This window comes from Porcipelethomonas sp. (genome assembly GCF_051893655.1).
Lineage (GTDB): Bacteria > Bacillota > Clostridia > Oscillospirales > Ruminococcaceae > Porcipelethomonas.
Genome location: NZ_JBJFHN010000045.1, coordinates 1 through 16,198, shown reverse-complemented (window position 1 = coordinate 16,198; position 16,198 = coordinate 1). Strand labels below are relative to the sequence as shown.

Below are 16,198 nucleotides of genomic sequence, written 5' to 3'. Positions count from 1 at the left end.
TAAGACTGTTTATATCATACTCAACAACCACATCTCCGTTTTCAGAATATGAGAAGAAAAATTCTCCGTTCTGAATAGCCGCTACTGCCTGCTCGTGAGTTTTAGAACCTACTATTGATTCTGCTCCAACATAAATTTTATGAGTATTGCTCTGAACGTTTGAAGCAGATGCATCTGCACCGGCAACCCATGCCGTAGCCTGTGCATTTGTAAGCGGTACTCCGTTTATTACAACAGAATTTGTAACATTGATAATGCCTTCATAGTCAGCTTTGTAATCAGGTACAACTGCCTTCACACCTCTGCCGACATTTTCACGCAGATATTTTATCTTTGTAACACAAGCGGCAAGCAGTGATTCTTCCGTTACAGGAAAAGCAAGAGTATTAAACTTTACACTTTCCATATCATCAAGAAACGCTGTAATATCCGAATTTGCCGCTGTACCGTCCGCACCGTCTTTTAGTGCCACTCCTGCCGCTGCTGAAATCGTCTCAGATTCTCCGGCTGAAAATTTTATATACTCGCTGCCTGAAAGCTTTCGGGCATATTGTGATAGTAAGGCACAGGATTTCCGGCAGAATCCAGAACAAACCTTATTATTGAAGCAATTTCTTTTTCAATCATATATCCTCCTATCTGAAATAGCTTTCCATCCACTGCTGAACCTTTGCATCAAGAAGTCCGGGTATCATTTTTTCCATGATTTTAATTCCGCTTTCCCAGAAATGTCTGCCTTCAACCCATTTCTGCTTTAACATCATCCCGGTTTTTGCTGAAGGATCATAAATAAATCTGTTTCCATTCCAATGTCCGGGAACAAAACGCATTTTTTCTCCCTTGCCGCATGTCCAGTGTCCGTCATTTACATAAGATGCATATTCAACATTTGTGCCGACTTCAAGCGTTAAATTTCCCTCGCTGAGTTCCCACACTCCATTACTATCGCTTTTATGAAAGCTGCTGAGCAGAAGCCTTGTATCCATAACTTTAAGGCGGATTATTTCATCCTGAATCACTCTTAGAAATTCAAGCCCGATTCCTTCAAGAAATGTATTCAATGCTCTTTTGAAGTCACCGTTTCCGGCAGAACTGCACTTGCTGAAAAAATTTTTCATATCATCTGATTCAATCATTGCAATGCCTCCTGCTCCTTTGTGCGTTTGATATACACAAATATGTGATTATTACGGATATTTCTGGGGCGTTCTGCTGTGTATTCAAGTCCTGAATTGCAGTCGACAACCTTATCATTAATGCGGATATCTGTGCCGATCGGCAGTGTAAGTTTTATTTTTTCATTCAGAATATTCTTCGGTGCTTTTTGCTCCACGCTTGAATCAAGAGATTCAACCCCGAAATGGCAGATAACATTTTTTAAATCGGGAATATCTCCGTATTCAAATGAAATTGATTCAGACAACCCAAATCCTACAGATTTATTAATCTTTTTCAGATGATAAATATCGCATTTATGGTCAAGCAAATCTTCAATAGCCATTTCAAAGCCTCCTTAACCGCATTGTAATACCGTTTTTAGGCTTCACATTAACAAATTCTTCAAGCAGCGGTTCTATTCCCAGAGTACCAAAATCGATACCACTGTTTTCAGCTGTATAACTGTAATCATCAAAGGTTTCTGACTTTATTTCATTTGACGAAATTACAGAATTATAGCCATAAGCCTCAGCTAAGAGAATTACGGCTGTTTTGACGTTCTGCGGAATTTCTTCATACTCTGAAAAATCATTTTTGGTGTAGGAAATTACATATTGCTCTGCTCTTGAAATATCAATGGCAAGGCGTGCGTCTGTTCGCTCCTGCACTGCTTTTTTGTCGGAGTAATCACGTACTTCCTTTGGAGTTGCCCATGGTCTTGCCGCCATAGTATCACATTCTTTCAAAAAATCCGGTATTCATAAGCTTTTCAGCAAGTTCCGGTGATACCGGCTCAAGCACGCCCTTACTGTATGTTTTTCCTCCGGATGTAAATGTTGCACCATTCACAAGTTTCAGCGTGACCTTATTATCTGAATCGGAATTGCTCTCCGGTTCAGTATGTTCCTCAGATTCTTCCTTTGCAAGCGGAGCCATATTTGGCTCATAAACAGAATCTTCGCTTTCTGTAAAATCCGGAGTTTCTGCAAAGTCCGGTTCAGTTATAACATGATTTTCTTCAACTTTTTTTCTTGGCATTGTTGTTTCTCCTTATTATGTAAAATTATCACCGATTACAAGTGCGTCAGGATTATTTATTTCCATATCAAAATCAGCAAGCAATGTATACTCGTATCTTGTTTTTCTCGGAACAACCTGATTATACACTTCAAGGCTCTGTCCGTAAATTCCATAAACAAGATTTTCGTATGGTGTTACGATCTGAACATCATTCGGAATAAATGCGACCGGAACAATTTCAAAACCGTCATAGCTTACATTTTTACCGCCGGTAATGAGAGCATCGCCCAGTGCAGTATTTCTCGCCTGGAGCTGCTGCTTGTACTTTCTGTTTACGGTCGGGGAGCAGAAAATTTTGATTTTTGATTTATCCTCTTCTGTGTAAAGGTTGTAATACTTATCCGGCATGGCATTAAGCAGTCCGGGAAAAACGGTATTGAGGTAGTCGGTGCTGCCCTCTGTATCAAATTTGTGAGTATCGCTGTCATTTTTTGCAATCTTTATCCAACCGTCATTGATACTGATAAAATCATCATCGCTGGATTCATCGCCTAAAAAGGCAAGCTCTACAGTATCATTTGCAAACTGCTGAGCGAACATCTTTGCAAGAGTTGTGTTGATATTTTCGCCCTCAATATTCTCTTTCATGTACTGGAATGAAACGTCATAGGGCATTACAACGCCAACCGCTTTAAGCGAACGGCGCTTATGAGAAACCGTACCTGTTGCAGGGTTATCGTCATTTTCGACCTGTCTGCGCAGCGCACGCTTGTTGACCTCAAGGCTGTCAAGATCTCTGGTTGTTTTGGTCATGCGGATAAAATTAGTTTTCTTGAGAAAAGGGGAGTAGTCCTGCATAAATGTCATAAACTGCGTCGCCTGTTCTGCATTCATTCTGCCGCCTGTACCCAGTGCGGAAGTATCCGCAGCGGCTTTTTTAATAATTGCTCTGTTGCTTTTCATTAAGCATACCTCCTTTTTACATAAACAGTCCGGCAAAAACGTCAGATTCCTTTTTCACCGGTTCGGGTTCATTGTTAAGATTTGTGGCAATGCCTCTTGACTTGTAGACAGGTTCAAGAGCCTTTTTCATCATTTCGGCAACTTCTTCCTTTGTAATTGGTTCACTGTCGCTGTCGTCCTTATCCTTTTCCTGTGCCATAAGCTCCTTAATAGCAGCCCTTATGAATTCTTTTGTTTCATCATCAAGCTTTGATGCAGTACCGCCGGTATTGTCTTCCGCTTTTCGGATCTCGCTTTTAATGAAATCCATAACTTCTGATTTTGTCATAGTTACCTCCGTTTCTCCTGCTTCTTCAAGCAGTTTTCCTATACTTTCATAAATTGATCTGAGACTTGCAATATTTTTTGCGCTCAGTTTCTTTCCGGCTTTCATGACCGGAACATCACCCTCTTCAAGCAGCTTTTCAACAGCTTTGGAGAATTCAGAAAGGCACTCTCTGACCTTTTTCATATCACTTTCAAATTTGTATTTTCCTGTTGCAGGATCATAACTGTAAAGGATATTCTGTAAGTCCCAGAATGCATTCTGAAAATCTGACTGTCTTTTGCTTTCGGCATACTTGTCTGCAAAAGCACCTTTTTCGACCACTTCAAACCCGAACATTTTTGCAAGCTTTTTCAGAAAGTTTCTTCCCTCCGACTTGCTCAGTTCCTCCGGTTCGTCTTCATCTTCTTTGTACTTGCCTTCGCCGCCCATGGAAAAGCCGGTCAGTTCTCCTTTTTCAATCTTATCCCAGATATCAGAATCACTGATTTCCACCGTCATAAGCCACGTACCTTTTTTGATATCCGTCTTGTCAAGGGTAAAATCTGCCTTTGCAATCCAGCTTTCGACAACTGCCGCACTGTCAAGCTTTTTTTCGTCGTGCTGAATGTCAACGCCAGTACCGTTTTTTGCGTACCAGTGTGCTGCTTTCTGTATTTCTTCTGCAGTCATATAATCGCCCTGAGTATCAACAGACATCGGTTCATAGACAATACCTGTAACAAAATGGTTTTCGCCGTCGGTCTTGACGATTTTACCGTATGTTGAAAACGAGGCTTTGCCGTTTTCTGCTTTGGCAATGAGAAAAGACTTTTTGTTCGCTGCCTTATCCACAAGGGAAATAAAGTCTATCTTCGCATCAGAAATACGTCTTTTGCTGATTTTCATAAATTAACACCTCCATAATTTATTATTCAAGCAGTTTAACGCCTTGCTCAGGGCAAAATAAAAGCGCCTTAAAAGGCGTTTTAAACATGATTTAATGATACTTTTTCATTCTTCCATAATGTTTTTTAGAGAAGACTTTTCTTAAATAGGTAAAGTAATCAACGAAATTCAGATATCTGTTCATGTCAATCATATCCCAGATGCTGCAGTACATTTTTTCGCCTCCCTTCGGTATTTAGGTATAAAAATTGCACCCTGCGTTTACAAGGTGCTTTAATGTTATTAAATTCCTGGAATCGTATCTTTTATTCCTTTAAGCATATTTGCGGCTTTTTTCATCATAGTGTTATCTGATAAATATTCTAAACCTTTAAGCGTTATATTTATTTCCAGTGGTTCCCGAATCTGAGATGAGTGTTGTCCTAAGCTGTTGAAAAAAATCAATCCGGTAATATATCCATTTCTTTGCATTTCAATCAAAAGCTTATTACGACGTTCTCTTGAAACTCCTAAGATTTCAGGAGTTATCAGACTATCATCAAATTCTTCATAATCCATAGACTGTTCAAGTGCTTTGAGGATTTTATATATAACAGTAAAATTATTCATTACTGACCTCCAGAAGTATATTTACTTATTGAATTTCACATCAAACACTTTTTGATAATTTTCAAGGAAACGGTCAATCGCCTTATCCATTTTTTCGCTTGGGAATTTATCCATCAGTTCATCATAGACTGACCACAGAGCGGATAGGGTTTCTTTATCAGCGTTATCCATGAATTCAATAATATCATCTTCATCTTCACCCAGTGCTTTAAGCCTTGGAATCCAAATTTCTTCCTCAAGCCACGGATAATTGTTATCAAGTTTTTTTCTTGCTTCTACAGTATCATAAAATTTATCTTTATCAACCATTGTAATTACTCCTTTTGATTTTTATTTGGGAAAATACTTCCGGGTACATTATCAAGGTTTTTTATTACTATTACCTCGATATCATTATATTCTGCTGTTAATTTATATCCTGATAAAGTTCCAAATTTATCTATTAGTTCCTCTATTTTAGATGGATTATTTACAACATAAGTACCGGCTTTTAATACATCATCATTATTCCAATTTTCAGGAAACCATGATTGACCAGAATTCTCACTTTTTTCATTGTCTTTGTGCAACATGACATTGCCAATTCTTACACCATTATCATAAGTTTTGGTAATCGTATATGAATAACCTTTGGATTCAAGTAAGTCTATGTTAGCCTGAGAATGTCCGCCGCCTTTCATTTTGCCGCCGTTCTTATCACTTGGTGGTTTCTTAGGATTTTTAAGATTGGCAAAAGTTCCAACAGTCGAATGTTCTAAAGTCTTATTTGACACTGTTATTATACCATCATTTTTTAGCTCAGTCAACGATTTAAACACTTTTCTAGGACCGTATTTTGTATCAACAGTCTTATAAAGCCGTTCTAGGTCAGCATCATTCTGAATAACGCCGCTTTCAAACAGCGCCCAACGTGAATTGGAGTGGAAATATTTTTTTCTTTCCTCAACAGTTTTCTTGTTCCACAGCCAATCGCATTGTATGGTATCCTCGTTAATGCCTGCTTTTGCTTTGTTACGGGCGTCAAGTTCTTTTTTCCAGTCATCTCCCATTTCCTCAATAGCCTGTTGCTGTAATCTTTTGCGTTCTTCAAGTGAAAGTCCGAGTATTTTTTCAGAAGCAATGCCTCTGTGAATGCAGTGACAGTTTACTGATTCGCCTGCCGGCAGACCTGTATCACGAGGATACAGCGGATAATATTTAACGCCGTCCTTGCCGATAAGTGTAAACGGCTGGTCTTTTAGGACAGTCTGACCGTTCATATGAACATGATTTTCTCTCGGTTCATTGCGGTAGCTTCCGGTATGTACCCATTCCTTGTATTCCGCCGCCGGACACTGCTGAATTGATTCTTCACGGGCAACGCTGTGTGCCCTCAGAGTTTCAGTAATTGCCGCACGCCTTGCCTTGTAATATTCGTCACGAATTCCGCTTGCCTGAATATTCCTTGCAAGTTCATCAACACTTTTACCGTTTTTAAGAGCATTCGTAAGCAGATTTTCAATTTCTTTATGTGAGGAAAGCTCCATAAGCTCTGATAGTTCATCACTCCAGCTTTCCACCCATGCAGTTGTTTTCTGCGATATCTGTTCCACAACCAGCTCCGAATCAAGCTGACTTATATAGATACTTGCAAGTTCCGGTATATAATCCGAAAAATCTTCAAAAAAGATTTTAAAAAGCTTGTCACGGGTAAGGTCGTTTGCCTTAAAGTCGGGGAGCTGGTCATTAAGGACTTCTTCAACGTCAATGCCATTTTCCTTTGCTTTATCAATCAAATCTGTAAAGTCAGCTGATTGTTCTGTAAATACTTCCGCAAGCTGTTCTTCCAGCTCCTCTGCGTGTTTTACGGTATCTTCGGGTTCGGCAAAGCCTTCCTTTTCAAGAGCATCCGACAGCTTTTCGTCAGCCTTTGCTATGTATGCGTCGATGGCTTTTATGAGTTCTGAGCAGGCAGTACACATTATGCACCGCCCCTTTCAATAAGTAATGCCCGGACTGATTTCATGATTGCAACGATTTCATCGTCATGATTATCAGCCGCCTTTGCTATCTGGGTATCAAGACCATTTATTGTCTTGCTGTACGCAATCGGGACATTGCCCCATTCGCCCTCATAGTCATCGCTTACTTCACCGAGGGCATTGTAAGCTACTTCCTTTGCCTTGTTAGGAGTAAGTCCTCCGGCATTGCTGCACACATTTAAGATATGATATAAATCATCTGGATTAGTGATATCCGGATCTTTGAAGTACACCTCAACATGCTCAAAGCCGTACTCATTAAGCAGCTTATTGTTGATTATCCATGCCATAGACTTTCTTTCAGGCTGAAACACCTGCTTTTCAGTCACCTCCATGGCTGTCTGTGCAGTAGCACGGTTAAAATCGGTGGTATATCCTACATACAGATCCGGAAGCCGGAACGCTGACTGCACCTTTTTACGGTTGTTCTCAAGATAATCCTGAAACAACTCATCATGCTGCAGCATTCCGGCTAAATCTTTGATTTCGATATCGACGCTTTTCTTTTCATCGCCGTAATCCAAACTGCTATCACTTTCAGCCTCCAGCAGAAGGAAAGCATGTTGTCCCTTTTCACCTTTGATATCATTCATATAGTCCTGAAGTTTATTAAAGCTTTCCTCTGTGAGAGTGCCGCCTTTTATCAGTACCGCAAGGGGAGTATGCCTGCCGTTGTCAAAATAATTGTTATTGAGATTTTCAGCTTTTCGGCTGCCTTCAACACTCAGGGACTGTCCGATCCAGCGCACCTGTCCGTAAGCACCGGAACCCAGCTTGAATTCAAGGATTTCATTGGCTTGTTTTTCAAACGGAACTGACTCATGGTATTCTCCGGTAGTGCTGTCCATAATACGCCTGTCCCCGAATTCCTTGAAATAGACCGTTTTGCCGTTAACATTCTGCCGATATTTACGAAACTGCTTTTTACGAGTGATTTTCATGCCCTTGTAATAATAATCGTAATCAACAGCCTCACCCAGCCGCCTTGACTTTTCAATACTGGGAACATTCTCTATCATCTCAATTTCAACAACCTCTCCGGCACCGTTTCTGATTACTTCAAGATACGCAATACCATAAGTTTCACGGTTTTCGATAATCTTTTCAAAGATTTCCTTCGTATCATATTCAAAAGTCAGCAGCTCCACAATGTCTGAAAGCCTTTCAAATTCACTTTCAAGTTCCTTGGTGTCGGTTACATCATCTTTATATCTGACTTCCAGTCCAAATCCGGCAATGTTGGACTTGTATGCACTGATACATTGGGGGAGAATGGAGGAATGCTCGACCATATTTTTTAGTCCTTCAAAAGAAAGTGAAGGAGCAATCCATTCAGAAAATTCCTGCTCCTCATTTTTCATATTCAACGGCTTGTCCGATTTGGCAATAGTATTGCACTTTATTATCTCCGCACGGACTTTTCTGCCTTTTTCATCCACTATTTATCTCTCCTTTTCTTTTGTCTGACTGGCAGGCAGCAAAGCAGAATGCAGTCTGCCTCATCAGGGGAATGACCGCACCTGCTCTTGATTGCGTCCTTGCTTTCAACACGCAGTTTTGATTTGTCGGTCATAAAATATTTTCTTCCGGAAAGCTGTGCTATCATATCGTTGTCATCAGGCAGTATGAGTTCGACAGGCTTAGGCTTGCCATCCTCGTCATGGGGTGAAAGCAGATTCCTCACCACTGCCATCATATATGTTGTGCTATCGTCATAATATGGATGCCTTATACGCACACCAAATTTTACCGGTATAACAACAAGCCGTCTGAACCGTTTAGGATTGCTGCGTTTCATCTGCCTTAGTCTGTCCACAACACCGCCGCCTACACCGCCGTCATCAATTTTGGCATAAATATCGCCTTTATATTTCGGATATTTCCGCAGCAGTTTTTCATAGCAGGCAACAATATCATCAGCAGTTTTCATAGTATCCTGCCCGTTTCGCTTGCAATGGTAATCAACCTTTTCATTGATTTTATAGCCGATAACGGTCTTGTCATCGCCGAATCTTGCAACGTCACAGCCGATATGGATAATGTCCGGTATTTCAGGATATTCAAAATCAGTATTGACGGACGCTTCCACCAGCTCAATCGAAATGAAAACATCATCTTCCTGTTTAGGAAATTCTCCGTCTACACGGACACGGATAAAGTTTGAATCTTTTCCGTATTTACGCTCCATAGCGGCTATATTTTCCTTGCTGGTTCTGGAGCTGTCACGGGAAGAAACCTTATGGCATTTGTAAAGTGCCCTGTCACAATTATGGGAATCGTAGAATGTGCCGGAAGTTCTCGTAGGGTTTCCGCACATAAGCAGCTTGTTATTGGAGCCGGAAAGCGTACCCAGAATTGCCTCCATGATAGGATCAGCAACACCGGATGCCTCGTCAACGATAAACAGCATATTTTCTTCATGAAATCCCTGCATATTTTCCGGTTTGGTTGCGGTACGGGCAGTTGCAAACCAGCGTTCTTCAAATCCGACTACTGAAACTTTTGTCTTTGTCCATTTCAGGACGGCTTTTAAAAGTGGACTTTTTGACTGCCATTTTGACACTTCCGCCCACAGTACATCGTTAAGCTGCTGCTTGGTAGGAGCAGTAGCCACAACTCTTGAATACGGAAAACATGACAAAAACCACAGGCTCAGAACGGCTTCACAACCGGTTTTCCCAACGCCCTGACCGGAACGCACTGAAACTTTCGGAAACTTTGCAATATCTGCAAACACTCTTTTCTGCCATTCGTCCGGTTCAAAGTTGCATACCTCACGGGCAAATAGTTCGGGGGAACGGCGGTATTCCGGTATTTTTTTCTTAAAAGCTTTTATCAGCTTCTGATATCTGCTCTTACAGTTCATCTTCTTCATCTCCCAGTAAAGCATCTATCCATGCTTCTGCCATGCTGCTGTCAGCTGATTCCGAATCTCCCATCATTGCACGGAGTTCCCGTACAGCCGAAATATCAGGAAGAGCAGTCTTTTTGATATGCTTTACTTTTTTACCGCCCCTGCTGTCAATTGTTATTTCTTCTTCACTATACTCTCCGCCGGATGCGGCAAGGAGAAGTGCTTTCTGAATCTCGGTATCAATAAGCTCAGGATTAGACTGGATAAATTCAGCAAACTCCTGATTTTTCTTTTTAAATTCATTAATCAGCCTGTCACGCTGCGGCTTGCTGTCAGTTTTTAAAAATTCCTCATAAAGCGTTTTAATACTATTTAAATTCCCACCGTTTATTCGTTTACGGCTTGCTTCATAATCGTCAACTCCATCAAGCAGAAACTTTATACTTTTATTTTTCAGCACACTCATATAACCACATCCTTTCGGGTACAAAAATAAGGGCAAAATATGCCCTTTTAAGCCATTTTATTTTTAGCCGATAAATTTCACCATCTGATTTCTTTAAACGATTTTAAACGGCTTTAAAGTGTTTTTAAACGTATATCAGAAGTATTATGATTTTAGGTATGCTTCGCCATTCAGCAATTCTGATTAAAAAGCCGTTTTTTTGTTATACTCCTGTGCCGATTAGTACGGGACGAATCAACCGCACTAAAGCAAACGCAGTGATTTTAAATGATCTCAATAGGAAGAGTGACCTTATGATTTATGCCGCAGATTGAAATCATAATCTTTGCACGCCTCTGACGTATATTTATATCAGCATATTCTCCGTTATATTTTTTCAAATGTCCCGACATAATCATTTTTTCGCCGTTTGAAGTAACAAATACTTTTGATGGTTTAATAGGTTCTCCGCTGTTCCAAAGCCAATCGATGAATTGGACTTCTGATTCGTATATCTTCTGAGGTTTGCCTTTCCCTATAAAATTTATTACGCCGTCTGTGCTTTTTACTTTATAATACTCCTCCGGGGTTATTGGATGTTCTGACTCAAGAAATATATATCCTGTAAATACAAGCCTTTTTTCCAATCGCCATATACCTCTGCGGCGAATATTCATAAATTTCTCAGGAATTTTAATATTAAATCCAAGTCTTTCTAAAAGAGTTCCGGAGGAAAGCTCACATCCTGTTTTAGTCTGAACAACATACATCATAGCTTTTCCTCCTTTTCTTTAAGAAACTCTCTGACCTGCTTATACAGCTCCGGACGTTCTTTAGCCATAGCATCAAATATCATGGTTTTGAACTGGTCTGCGCCATTTTCAAGCAGCCCTTTTGATTTTATATCTGCATTTCGTTTATATGCTGCTGCTCTGGTAAGAGATACAGCTGATTTCACAAGGGTGTCAAAATCCTTTGATTTAATTTCTTCTGTCGGTATCTGACTTACCGCATCCAATACCTGGCTGCTTATTATGCGCAGTATGCCTTCTGCCATATCTATGTCCGGATACCTGTTTATTTCCTCCATTAATGCCCTGAAGTTTTCCTGTGATACTCTTAATCGTTCCAGTGATTCACGAAAGTGCTTTACGTATCTGTGAACGCTTCCTATTGAAATTTCTGTCCCGGTATCTTTTATATAATCTACAATTTCACGGTAAGTAAATCCGGCACGGATCATCTCATCTACAGTTTCTTTAATATCCGGCTCCAGACCGTCAATAATACTGTGCTTTCTGTTTCCGAGTGCGTTCATTGCAGACCTCCTACAGTTCTATGCAGACATCTGTTTTTTTACCTACCAGAACCCTGATACCATCAGCAGTAAGCTTTGCTGACAAGCATTTGAATGAAGTATCTGCAAGTACAGCTGGCTTTCCGGTTTCAACATTCCTGAGCTTTATATATCCACCTTCATAAAGATAATCAATGCTCTTTACAATTTCATACTCTTCCATATCAGCAAGTACAAATTTTATTTCTGTAAGCTTTTTATAATCTCCGGAAATTACATTCAGCAGCTGAAGAACACGTCCGTTATTAACAAAAAAATTACCGTTTTCAATATCTCTCTTGATTTTTTCACTTTCACAATTCATTATTTTGCATCTCCTTTGATTTCAAGCAGAACATCCATAATTCTGTCAAGTTTTCGTCTTGTATTATCCTGCTCTCTGAAAAAGTCTTCACGGGTAATATAATCTGCTTTTACTCGTGCAATATCTTTTTTGCATTCGTCAAGTTCACTTCGCTTGACATAACTTTCTTTCACATCTGATACATCCTGTTTGCAATTATCAAGCTCTGAAATAGTACGTTTTAAGAAATATGAAATAATTGCCAGTCCTCCGGTCAGAGCCGCTTCTATTATCATTATAAAAATCTCCTGATTCATTTTATCCTCCTTTCTAAAATACATGACGTATAATTATATTAATATTATACATCTAGTACTGGAAATTTAAAAATAACGTATTTCAAAAAATTATTTCCATGTTTTAAAAGATATAAATACATCAAAATAAGCATAATAATATTAGGGAAACCGCTATACATGGATAAGTTAATTTATGAATTATATCCCAAAATATTGACATATTGTTTGTAATATGGTAGAATAAGTATGCTAATATTATACACATTGTCAAACTTTTTTAAGAAAGGCGTTTAAATGTGTATATTTTTTTTAAAAGTATAAAAAGGCTGGATATTATGGAATGTAAAAGAATTATTAATGCTTTTAAAGCTGGAAAAATAGAAAGAAGTATCGATTCAGCAATAGCACTTGCTGAAGAACTTATTAAATCATTAAAAATAAAAAAATACCCTGTTCCAATAGTTCAAATTGTAGATGAACTCGGATTTCATGTGTTTTCTGCACAATTTCCGCCCAACATTTCAGGTGTTATTATGATTAATCCTGATATTAAAGAAAGGCTTGGTTCAGATAGAGTAATATGTGTATCAAATATGGACACAACTGGTCGCCAAAGGTTTACTATTGCACATGAATTCGCCCATTTCCTTTTTGATTTTAATGAAAAAGAGGATGCTGTTTATTATGACACATACAATATAAATAAATCAGATAAGGAACAAGAATCCATTCCAAGTAGATTTGCAGCTGAATTTCTTATGCCTAAAACAATTTTTGTCAAACGATATAAGGAGTTAAAAGAAAAAAATGTTCCGAAATATGATTTGATTGCAACTTTAACATATGATTTTAATGTAAGCCAGAAGGCTGTTTTAAAACGTTGTGAAGAATTAAGTGACGAAATAAGCTGGGAGTAAAATGGGTAATAATAAATATAATGCGGACGAATTTGTTAAGATGATTTCCCATCTTTCAGATATTTCACGTGTAAAAAATGATAAGGAACTGCATAAAACTGATGAAGAAAGTATGGCAAATCACAGCCATGAATACGATAGGCTTTTGACAGCTTACACATCTTTTGTCGAAAAAACATTAAAGGCTAAAAGAAAAATGAAAAAAACTTTTTTCACTTTCTCAATGATTGTAATGATTGCATCGTCTTTGTTTGTAGCTGTATCTGTTATATTGACTTTTGTAGGCTATTTTTGGCTTGATATTAATTTCAAGGATTGTTTACTTGCTTGCGCAACATCAGCAACTTCATTTTTAACTGTATTTATTGTAATTCCCAAAATCATTGCTAAATATCTATTTAATTCCGGAGAAGAAACTATTATGAAAGATATAGTGTCTGGAATTCAGGAATACGATAAGACAATCAGAGAAAAATTAAAAAAGTAACTATACATAACAAAAGCAGAGGTCAAAAAACCTCTGCTTGACTGTTACTTATTCAGATATTCCATAAAAGCATCCTGTTTTATAAGGAGAAGGTGGGTAGCCATTACGGAAATGTCACGGTTCTCAAATTTAAAAAGCTGAAGTGAATATCCGCTCAGTACAAAATAATCAAGACCGTTTCTTAAATTAGCAATTATCTTTTTGCGTGCTGCATCTCTGCTCGTTCCAAGATACTGTGCAATATCAGCAACAGTAAGAACCGGAACACCGTACCATGTTTTGTTTTTCTTCTGTGAACTAGTCAGGCTGTAACTGCCCGTTCTGCGGATTTCAGGAAGAACCTCATGAGTTATCCATCTGCGGAAAGGCTTTGCCTCCGGCTTGTCGCTGCGGAGAATGACGGAATATATACCGCTTTCGTTGACCACATAGGATTTTTGCTTTCTTCCAAGGCTGTCGACGACCTCGGTCTGACCGACCTCATCTTCATCAAGCCGTTTTACGGTATCTTTAATATGTGAAATACCTAAGACATTGCACACATCTTTCAGTACCCACCAGATCTGTCCATTATCGTCAATTGTGCGGATCTCACTGCCGTTGTAGTTCAGCTGAATCAGATTATTCACCTAAAAACACCTCCGCACAAAGGATAAATCCAAGACGGAACGCATTGGTAAATTCTCTTTTGACGTTTTCGTAGTCGGAATCAACTCTGAGGTCTGAATATTTTTTGCTTACCTCGTCCGGCAAGTCTTTGATCATACTCTCCCAGAGCTCGTTAAATTCGTTTTCAGTTTTAGTTATGCTATATTTCGGCATAATCTCCTCAAACTGGTCGTTCAGGTAACCTGAAAGCATTGCATCCATTACTTTTTTCATATATTTAAACTTCCTTTCTGTTTGACAAGGAAGCCTATCTGTGATATAATGGGATACAGATAGGGTTTCCCTGTCGATTGTTTATAGAGCATTCGGGTTTGGTCGGCTAAACTTCGCCCGTTTGCTCTATTTTTTTATTTTGGCATAAACTAAATCAATTCCCTGCCTTACAACCTCACTTCTTGAAGAATGGTTTTTTTCAGCACAATAATCAAGCTTTTTTATTGTTTCTCTATCAGCTCTTATTTGAAGCCTGACATCTTTAGGATTATTTGATTTTGGTCTGCCCATTTTTGAGCTCAATCTATCACCTTACTTTCTGTACCGACATTAACTACATTATATTTATGTCAGTACAAAAAGTCAATATTAATAAATTGATTTTGTTTCTATGCACAAAACATCAGCTGAAAAATTGTGCAAAATTTATAGAAAAATTTCAAAAAAAGGTATTGACATATGATAGCATATGTGATATAATTAAATCATGGAAAGGAGGTAAGGACAATGGCTAAGAAAAAGCCGAAAGGCAAAAAGAAAAGCTCGAATAAATCAGATGCACTGCAAAAGCTACTGACCATTCAAGCTATTCTACAAATAATCAAACTGATAATTGATATAGTCAAAAGTCAGTCTGATTAGGATAAGGGAGGAAAACCTCCTCCCTTATATAAAAATATCACAAACAAAGCCATTTGTCAAGATTTATGCTTAATACTATTAGCATTATTTTAGACTGCGCAAGCGTAATTCTTTCAATTGCAGTCATTGTAATTCTTCTGAAACGCAACAGGAAAGGCTGAAAGTATGGAAAAATTTAATCAAAAAGAGTATATCAATCAATACAATGCTGAACACTATGAACAATTAATTGTCCGCATTACCAAAGGCAAGAAAGCCGAGATTAAGCAGCGTGCAGAACGTAAAGGCTTAAGTCTGAATGCCTATATTAACCAGTTAATTGATAATGACATTGAAAAAGCAGAGGATTAACCTCTGCTTTCTTCGCTATTATACATAAATTTCCATTTACATATTTGTAAAATAAATAAAATATTATTAACAGATGGTTACATTTTATTCCACGAATTGACAAATTATAAATAATAATTTAAAATATAAATATATTTTATGATATGGAGGAAAAATATATGGCACTAATTAAATGTCCTGAATGTGAAAAGGAAATATCTGATACAACAAACAGTTGTCCGCATTGTGGGTATAAGTTATCAAATGATAGCAATTTTAAAAAAACAGAGATTCATAGTTTGCCTGCTAAAAAAGGTGTTGGAGCTTATAATTTATTTATAGGAATTTTTGTATTAATTATCAGTATAATAACAATGTTCTTATTTGGTATATTTGGCATAATAATTGGGATTATTGAAATTGGCGTTGGATTAGCATTAATAAAATCAGGTAAGGATAATGTAAAAGGGGCTTTACAAGAAGCTAATTGCCCATATTGTGGAAAAGATATAACTTTTGCTGAAGACAAAACGCGCATTGAATGTATATACTGCAAACAGGTAAGTGTAAAAAACGATAATTACCTCACACCTATCAAATAAACGCTCATTATATAAAAACCCGAACATGAATCACATAAATTCATGTTCGGTTTTTTCATTTCAATTCCAGCTGCCCCTCAAGGGGCATATTTTTTATCATTTTAAGTTTTTCTGCA

General features: G+C 38.2%; 26 protein-coding genes. 5 read left to right on the top strand and 21 right to left on the bottom strand.

Going from position 1 to position 16,198, the window contains the following annotated elements; genetic code table 11:
• The 18 genes from ACI4WO_RS02455 to ACI4WO_RS02370 all read right to left on the bottom strand — a co-directional run.
• The coding region (locus ACI4WO_RS02455) for a phage tail sheath subtilisin-like domain-containing protein (protein WP_439805974.1) at positions 1 to 472 on the bottom strand (472 nt) is incomplete at its 3' end.
• A 163-nt stretch (positions 473 to 635) separates the two neighbouring features.
• Positions 636 to 1,136, bottom strand: a complete 501-nt coding sequence (locus ACI4WO_RS02450) for an HK97 gp10 family phage protein (protein WP_439805973.1) — start codon at positions 1,134 to 1,136, stop codon at positions 636 to 638.
• Complete coding sequence (locus ACI4WO_RS02445; protein ID WP_439805972.1) at positions 1,133 to 1,501, bottom strand: DUF3599 family protein; 369 nt, start codon at positions 1,499 to 1,501, stop codon at positions 1,133 to 1,135. Before ACI4WO_RS02445 ends, ACI4WO_RS02450 begins: the two co-directional genes overlap by 4 nt.
• Position 1,502: 1 nt before the next feature.
• Positions 1,503 to 1,904: a DUF3199 family protein gene (locus ACI4WO_RS02440; protein ID WP_439805971.1), complete on the bottom strand. Its 402-nt coding sequence runs from the start codon at positions 1,902 to 1,904 to the stop codon at positions 1,503 to 1,505.
• Positions 1,891 to 2,196 carry a hypothetical protein gene (locus ACI4WO_RS02435; RefSeq protein ID WP_439805970.1) on the bottom strand — a complete coding sequence of 102 codons (306 nt, stop codon included), beginning with the start codon at positions 2,194 to 2,196 and terminating at the stop codon, positions 1,891 to 1,893. Before ACI4WO_RS02435 ends, ACI4WO_RS02440 begins: the two co-directional genes overlap by 14 nt.
• A gap of 15 nt (positions 2,197 to 2,211) precedes the next feature.
• On the bottom strand, positions 2,212 to 3,141 hold the full coding sequence (locus ACI4WO_RS02430) for a hypothetical protein (protein ID WP_439805969.1): 930 nt from the start codon (positions 3,139 to 3,141) through the stop codon (positions 2,212 to 2,214).
• Positions 3,142 to 3,157: 16 nt separating this feature from the next.
• Positions 3,158 to 4,354, bottom strand: a complete 1,197-nt coding sequence (locus ACI4WO_RS02425; RefSeq protein WP_439805968.1) for an XkdF-like putative serine protease domain-containing protein — start codon at positions 4,352 to 4,354, stop codon at positions 3,158 to 3,160.
• Between the two features lie 91 nt (positions 4,355 to 4,445).
• Complete coding sequence (locus tag ACI4WO_RS02420) at positions 4,446 to 4,568, bottom strand: hypothetical protein (RefSeq protein ID WP_439805967.1); 123 nt, start codon at positions 4,566 to 4,568, stop codon at positions 4,446 to 4,448.
• Between the two features lie 68 nt (positions 4,569 to 4,636).
• Positions 4,637 to 4,963 (bottom strand): YjcQ family protein, encoded by a 327-nt coding sequence (locus tag ACI4WO_RS02415; RefSeq protein WP_439805966.1) that lies wholly within the window; start codon positions 4,961 to 4,963, stop codon positions 4,637 to 4,639.
• 21 nt (positions 4,964 to 4,984) lie between these two features.
• Positions 4,985 to 5,272, bottom strand: coding sequence for a hypothetical protein (locus tag ACI4WO_RS02410; RefSeq protein ID WP_439805965.1), 288 nt, complete (start codon positions 5,270 to 5,272; stop codon positions 4,985 to 4,987).
• Between the two features lie 5 nt (positions 5,273 to 5,277).
• On the bottom strand, positions 5,278 to 6,924 hold the full coding sequence (locus ACI4WO_RS02405; protein WP_439805964.1) for a phage minor head protein: 1,647 nt from the start codon (positions 6,922 to 6,924) through the stop codon (positions 5,278 to 5,280).
• A complete protein-coding gene (locus tag ACI4WO_RS02400; RefSeq protein WP_439805963.1) occupies positions 6,924 to 8,423 on the bottom strand; it encodes a phage portal protein in 1,500 nt (499 codons plus the stop codon). Before ACI4WO_RS02400 ends, ACI4WO_RS02405 begins: the two co-directional genes overlap by 1 nt.
• Positions 8,423 to 9,850 carry a DEAD/DEAH box helicase family protein gene (locus ACI4WO_RS02395; RefSeq protein WP_439805962.1) on the bottom strand — a complete coding sequence of 476 codons (1,428 nt, stop codon included), beginning with the start codon at positions 9,848 to 9,850 and terminating at the stop codon, positions 8,423 to 8,425. The genes ACI4WO_RS02400 and ACI4WO_RS02395 overlap by 1 nt, the downstream gene beginning before the upstream one ends.
• Positions 9,840 to 10,304 (bottom strand): hypothetical protein, encoded by a 465-nt coding sequence (locus ACI4WO_RS02390; RefSeq protein WP_439805961.1) that lies wholly within the window; start codon positions 10,302 to 10,304, stop codon positions 9,840 to 9,842. The genes ACI4WO_RS02395 and ACI4WO_RS02390 overlap by 11 nt, the downstream gene beginning before the upstream one ends.
• Positions 10,305 to 10,567: 263 nt before the next feature.
• The gene (locus tag ACI4WO_RS02385; protein WP_439805960.1) at positions 10,568 to 11,056 is read right to left on the bottom strand and encodes a transcription termination/antitermination NusG family protein; all 489 of its coding nucleotides are present in this window, start codon (positions 11,054 to 11,056) and stop codon (positions 10,568 to 10,570) included.
• Complete coding sequence (locus ACI4WO_RS02380; RefSeq protein ID WP_439805959.1) at positions 11,053 to 11,601, bottom strand: phage protein Gp27 family protein; 549 nt, start codon at positions 11,599 to 11,601, stop codon at positions 11,053 to 11,055. Before ACI4WO_RS02380 ends, ACI4WO_RS02385 begins: the two co-directional genes overlap by 4 nt.
• A gap of 10 nt (positions 11,602 to 11,611) precedes the next feature.
• A complete protein-coding gene (locus ACI4WO_RS02375; RefSeq protein ID WP_439805958.1) occupies positions 11,612 to 11,944 on the bottom strand; it encodes a hypothetical protein in 333 nt (110 codons plus the stop codon).
• The gene (locus ACI4WO_RS02370; protein WP_439805957.1) at positions 11,944 to 12,240 is read right to left on the bottom strand and encodes a hypothetical protein; all 297 of its coding nucleotides are present in this window, start codon (positions 12,238 to 12,240) and stop codon (positions 11,944 to 11,946) included. The genes ACI4WO_RS02375 and ACI4WO_RS02370 overlap by 1 nt, the downstream gene beginning before the upstream one ends.
• Positions 12,241 to 12,557: 317 nt before the next feature.
• Between ACI4WO_RS02370 and ACI4WO_RS02365 the strand changes: the two genes are divergently transcribed.
• A complete protein-coding gene (locus tag ACI4WO_RS02365; RefSeq protein WP_439805956.1) occupies positions 12,558 to 13,139 on the top strand; it encodes an ImmA/IrrE family metallo-endopeptidase in 582 nt (193 codons plus the stop codon).
• A 1-nt stretch (position 13,140) separates the two neighbouring features.
• On the top strand, positions 13,141 to 13,626 hold the full coding sequence (locus ACI4WO_RS02360) for a hypothetical protein (RefSeq protein ID WP_439805955.1): 486 nt from the start codon (positions 13,141 to 13,143) through the stop codon (positions 13,624 to 13,626).
• A gap of 44 nt (positions 13,627 to 13,670) precedes the next feature.
• On the opposite strand, the gene ACI4WO_RS02355 is transcribed toward ACI4WO_RS02360, so the two are convergent.
• The 3 genes from ACI4WO_RS02355 to ACI4WO_RS02345 all read right to left on the bottom strand — a co-directional run bounded on the left by ACI4WO_RS02355 (position 13,671) and on the right by ACI4WO_RS02345 (position 14,799).
• A complete protein-coding gene (locus ACI4WO_RS02355) occupies positions 13,671 to 14,255 on the bottom strand; it encodes a BRO-N domain-containing protein (protein ID WP_439805954.1) in 585 nt (194 codons plus the stop codon).
• Positions 14,248 to 14,508 carry a hypothetical protein gene (locus ACI4WO_RS02350; protein WP_439805953.1) on the bottom strand — a complete coding sequence of 87 codons (261 nt, stop codon included), beginning with the start codon at positions 14,506 to 14,508 and terminating at the stop codon, positions 14,248 to 14,250. Before ACI4WO_RS02350 ends, ACI4WO_RS02355 begins: the two co-directional genes overlap by 8 nt.
• 126 nt (positions 14,509 to 14,634) lie before the next feature.
• Positions 14,635 to 14,799 (bottom strand): ribbon-helix-helix protein, CopG family, encoded by a 165-nt coding sequence (locus ACI4WO_RS02345; protein ID WP_439805952.1) that lies wholly within the window; start codon positions 14,797 to 14,799, stop codon positions 14,635 to 14,637.
• Positions 14,800 to 15,015: 216 nt separating this feature from the next.
• On the opposite strand from ACI4WO_RS02345, the gene ACI4WO_RS02340 reads away from it, so the two are divergent.
• The 3 genes from ACI4WO_RS02340 (at position 15,016) to ACI4WO_RS02330 (ending at position 16,082) form a co-directional block, all read left to right on the top strand.
• A complete protein-coding gene (locus ACI4WO_RS02340) occupies positions 15,016 to 15,150 on the top strand; it encodes a hypothetical protein (RefSeq protein WP_439805951.1) in 135 nt (44 codons plus the stop codon).
• Positions 15,151 to 15,315: 165 nt separating this feature from the next.
• Positions 15,316 to 15,501 carry a hypothetical protein gene (locus tag ACI4WO_RS02335; RefSeq protein ID WP_439805950.1) on the top strand — a complete coding sequence of 62 codons (186 nt, stop codon included), beginning with the start codon at positions 15,316 to 15,318 and terminating at the stop codon, positions 15,499 to 15,501.
• A 158-nt stretch (positions 15,502 to 15,659) separates the two neighbouring features.
• The gene (locus ACI4WO_RS02330) at positions 15,660 to 16,082 is read left to right on the top strand and encodes a zinc-ribbon domain-containing protein (RefSeq protein ID WP_439805949.1); all 423 of its coding nucleotides are present in this window, start codon (positions 15,660 to 15,662) and stop codon (positions 16,080 to 16,082) included.
• Positions 16,083 to 16,198: the final 116 nt, after the last annotated feature.

Excerpts from the sequence above, each read along its gene's own strand:
- ACI4WO_RS02380 (WP_439805959.1), bottom strand. The coding sequence starts at position 11,601 with ATGAACGCACTCGGAAACAGAAAGCACAGTATTATTGACGGTCTGGAG.
- ACI4WO_RS02345 (WP_439805952.1), bottom strand. The coding sequence starts at position 14,799 with ATGGGCAGACCAAAATCAAATAATCCTAAAGATGTCAGGCTTCAAATA.
- ACI4WO_RS02395 (WP_439805962.1), bottom strand. The coding sequence starts at position 9,850 with ATGAACTGTAAGAGCAGATATCAGAAGCTGATAAAAGCTTTTAAGAAA.
- ACI4WO_RS02360 (WP_439805955.1), top strand. The coding sequence starts at position 13,141 with ATGGGTAATAATAAATATAATGCGGACGAATTTGTTAAGATGATTTCC.
- ACI4WO_RS02370 (WP_439805957.1), bottom strand. The coding sequence starts at position 12,240 with ATGAATCAGGAGATTTTTATAATGATAATAGAAGCGGCTCTGACCGGA.
- ACI4WO_RS02450 (WP_439805973.1), bottom strand. The coding sequence starts at position 1,136 with ATGATTGAATCAGATGATATGAAAAATTTTTTCAGCAAGTGCAGTTCT.
- ACI4WO_RS02385 (WP_439805960.1), bottom strand. The coding sequence starts at position 11,056 with ATGATGTATGTTGTTCAGACTAAAACAGGATGTGAGCTTTCCTCCGGA.
- ACI4WO_RS02425 (WP_439805968.1), bottom strand. The coding sequence starts at position 4,354 with ATGAAAATCAGCAAAAGACGTATTTCTGATGCGAAGATAGACTTTATT.
- ACI4WO_RS02365 (WP_439805956.1), top strand. The coding sequence starts at position 12,558 with ATGGAATGTAAAAGAATTATTAATGCTTTTAAAGCTGGAAAAATAGAA.
- ACI4WO_RS02420 (WP_439805967.1), bottom strand. The coding sequence starts at position 4,568 with ATGTACTGCAGCATCTGGGATATGATTGACATGAACAGATATCTGAAT.
- ACI4WO_RS02390 (WP_439805961.1), bottom strand. The coding sequence starts at position 10,304 with ATGAGTGTGCTGAAAAATAAAAGTATAAAGTTTCTGCTTGATGGAGTT.
- ACI4WO_RS02415 (WP_439805966.1), bottom strand. The coding sequence starts at position 4,963 with ATGAATAATTTTACTGTTATATATAAAATCCTCAAAGCACTTGAACAG.
- ACI4WO_RS02445 (WP_439805972.1), bottom strand. The coding sequence starts at position 1,501 with ATGGCTATTGAAGATTTGCTTGACCATAAATGCGATATTTATCATCTG.
- ACI4WO_RS02375 (WP_439805958.1), bottom strand. The coding sequence starts at position 11,944 with ATGAATTGTGAAAGTGAAAAAATCAAGAGAGATATTGAAAACGGTAAT.
- ACI4WO_RS02335 (WP_439805950.1), top strand. The coding sequence starts at position 15,316 with ATGGAAAAATTTAATCAAAAAGAGTATATCAATCAATACAATGCTGAA.
- ACI4WO_RS02405 (WP_439805964.1), bottom strand. The coding sequence starts at position 6,924 with ATGTGTACTGCCTGCTCAGAACTCATAAAAGCCATCGACGCATACATA.
- ACI4WO_RS02410 (WP_439805965.1), bottom strand. The coding sequence starts at position 5,272 with ATGGTTGATAAAGATAAATTTTATGATACTGTAGAAGCAAGAAAAAAA.
- ACI4WO_RS02330 (WP_439805949.1), top strand. The coding sequence starts at position 15,660 with ATGGCACTAATTAAATGTCCTGAATGTGAAAAGGAAATATCTGATACA.
- ACI4WO_RS02350 (WP_439805953.1), bottom strand. The coding sequence starts at position 14,508 with ATGAAAAAAGTAATGGATGCAATGCTTTCAGGTTACCTGAACGACCAG.
- ACI4WO_RS02340 (WP_439805951.1), top strand. The coding sequence starts at position 15,016 with ATGGCTAAGAAAAAGCCGAAAGGCAAAAAGAAAAGCTCGAATAAATCA.
- ACI4WO_RS02435 (WP_439805970.1), bottom strand. The coding sequence starts at position 2,196 with ATGCCAAGAAAAAAAGTTGAAGAAAATCATGTTATAACTGAACCGGAC.
- ACI4WO_RS02430 (WP_439805969.1), bottom strand. The coding sequence starts at position 3,141 with ATGAAAAGCAACAGAGCAATTATTAAAAAAGCCGCTGCGGATACTTCC.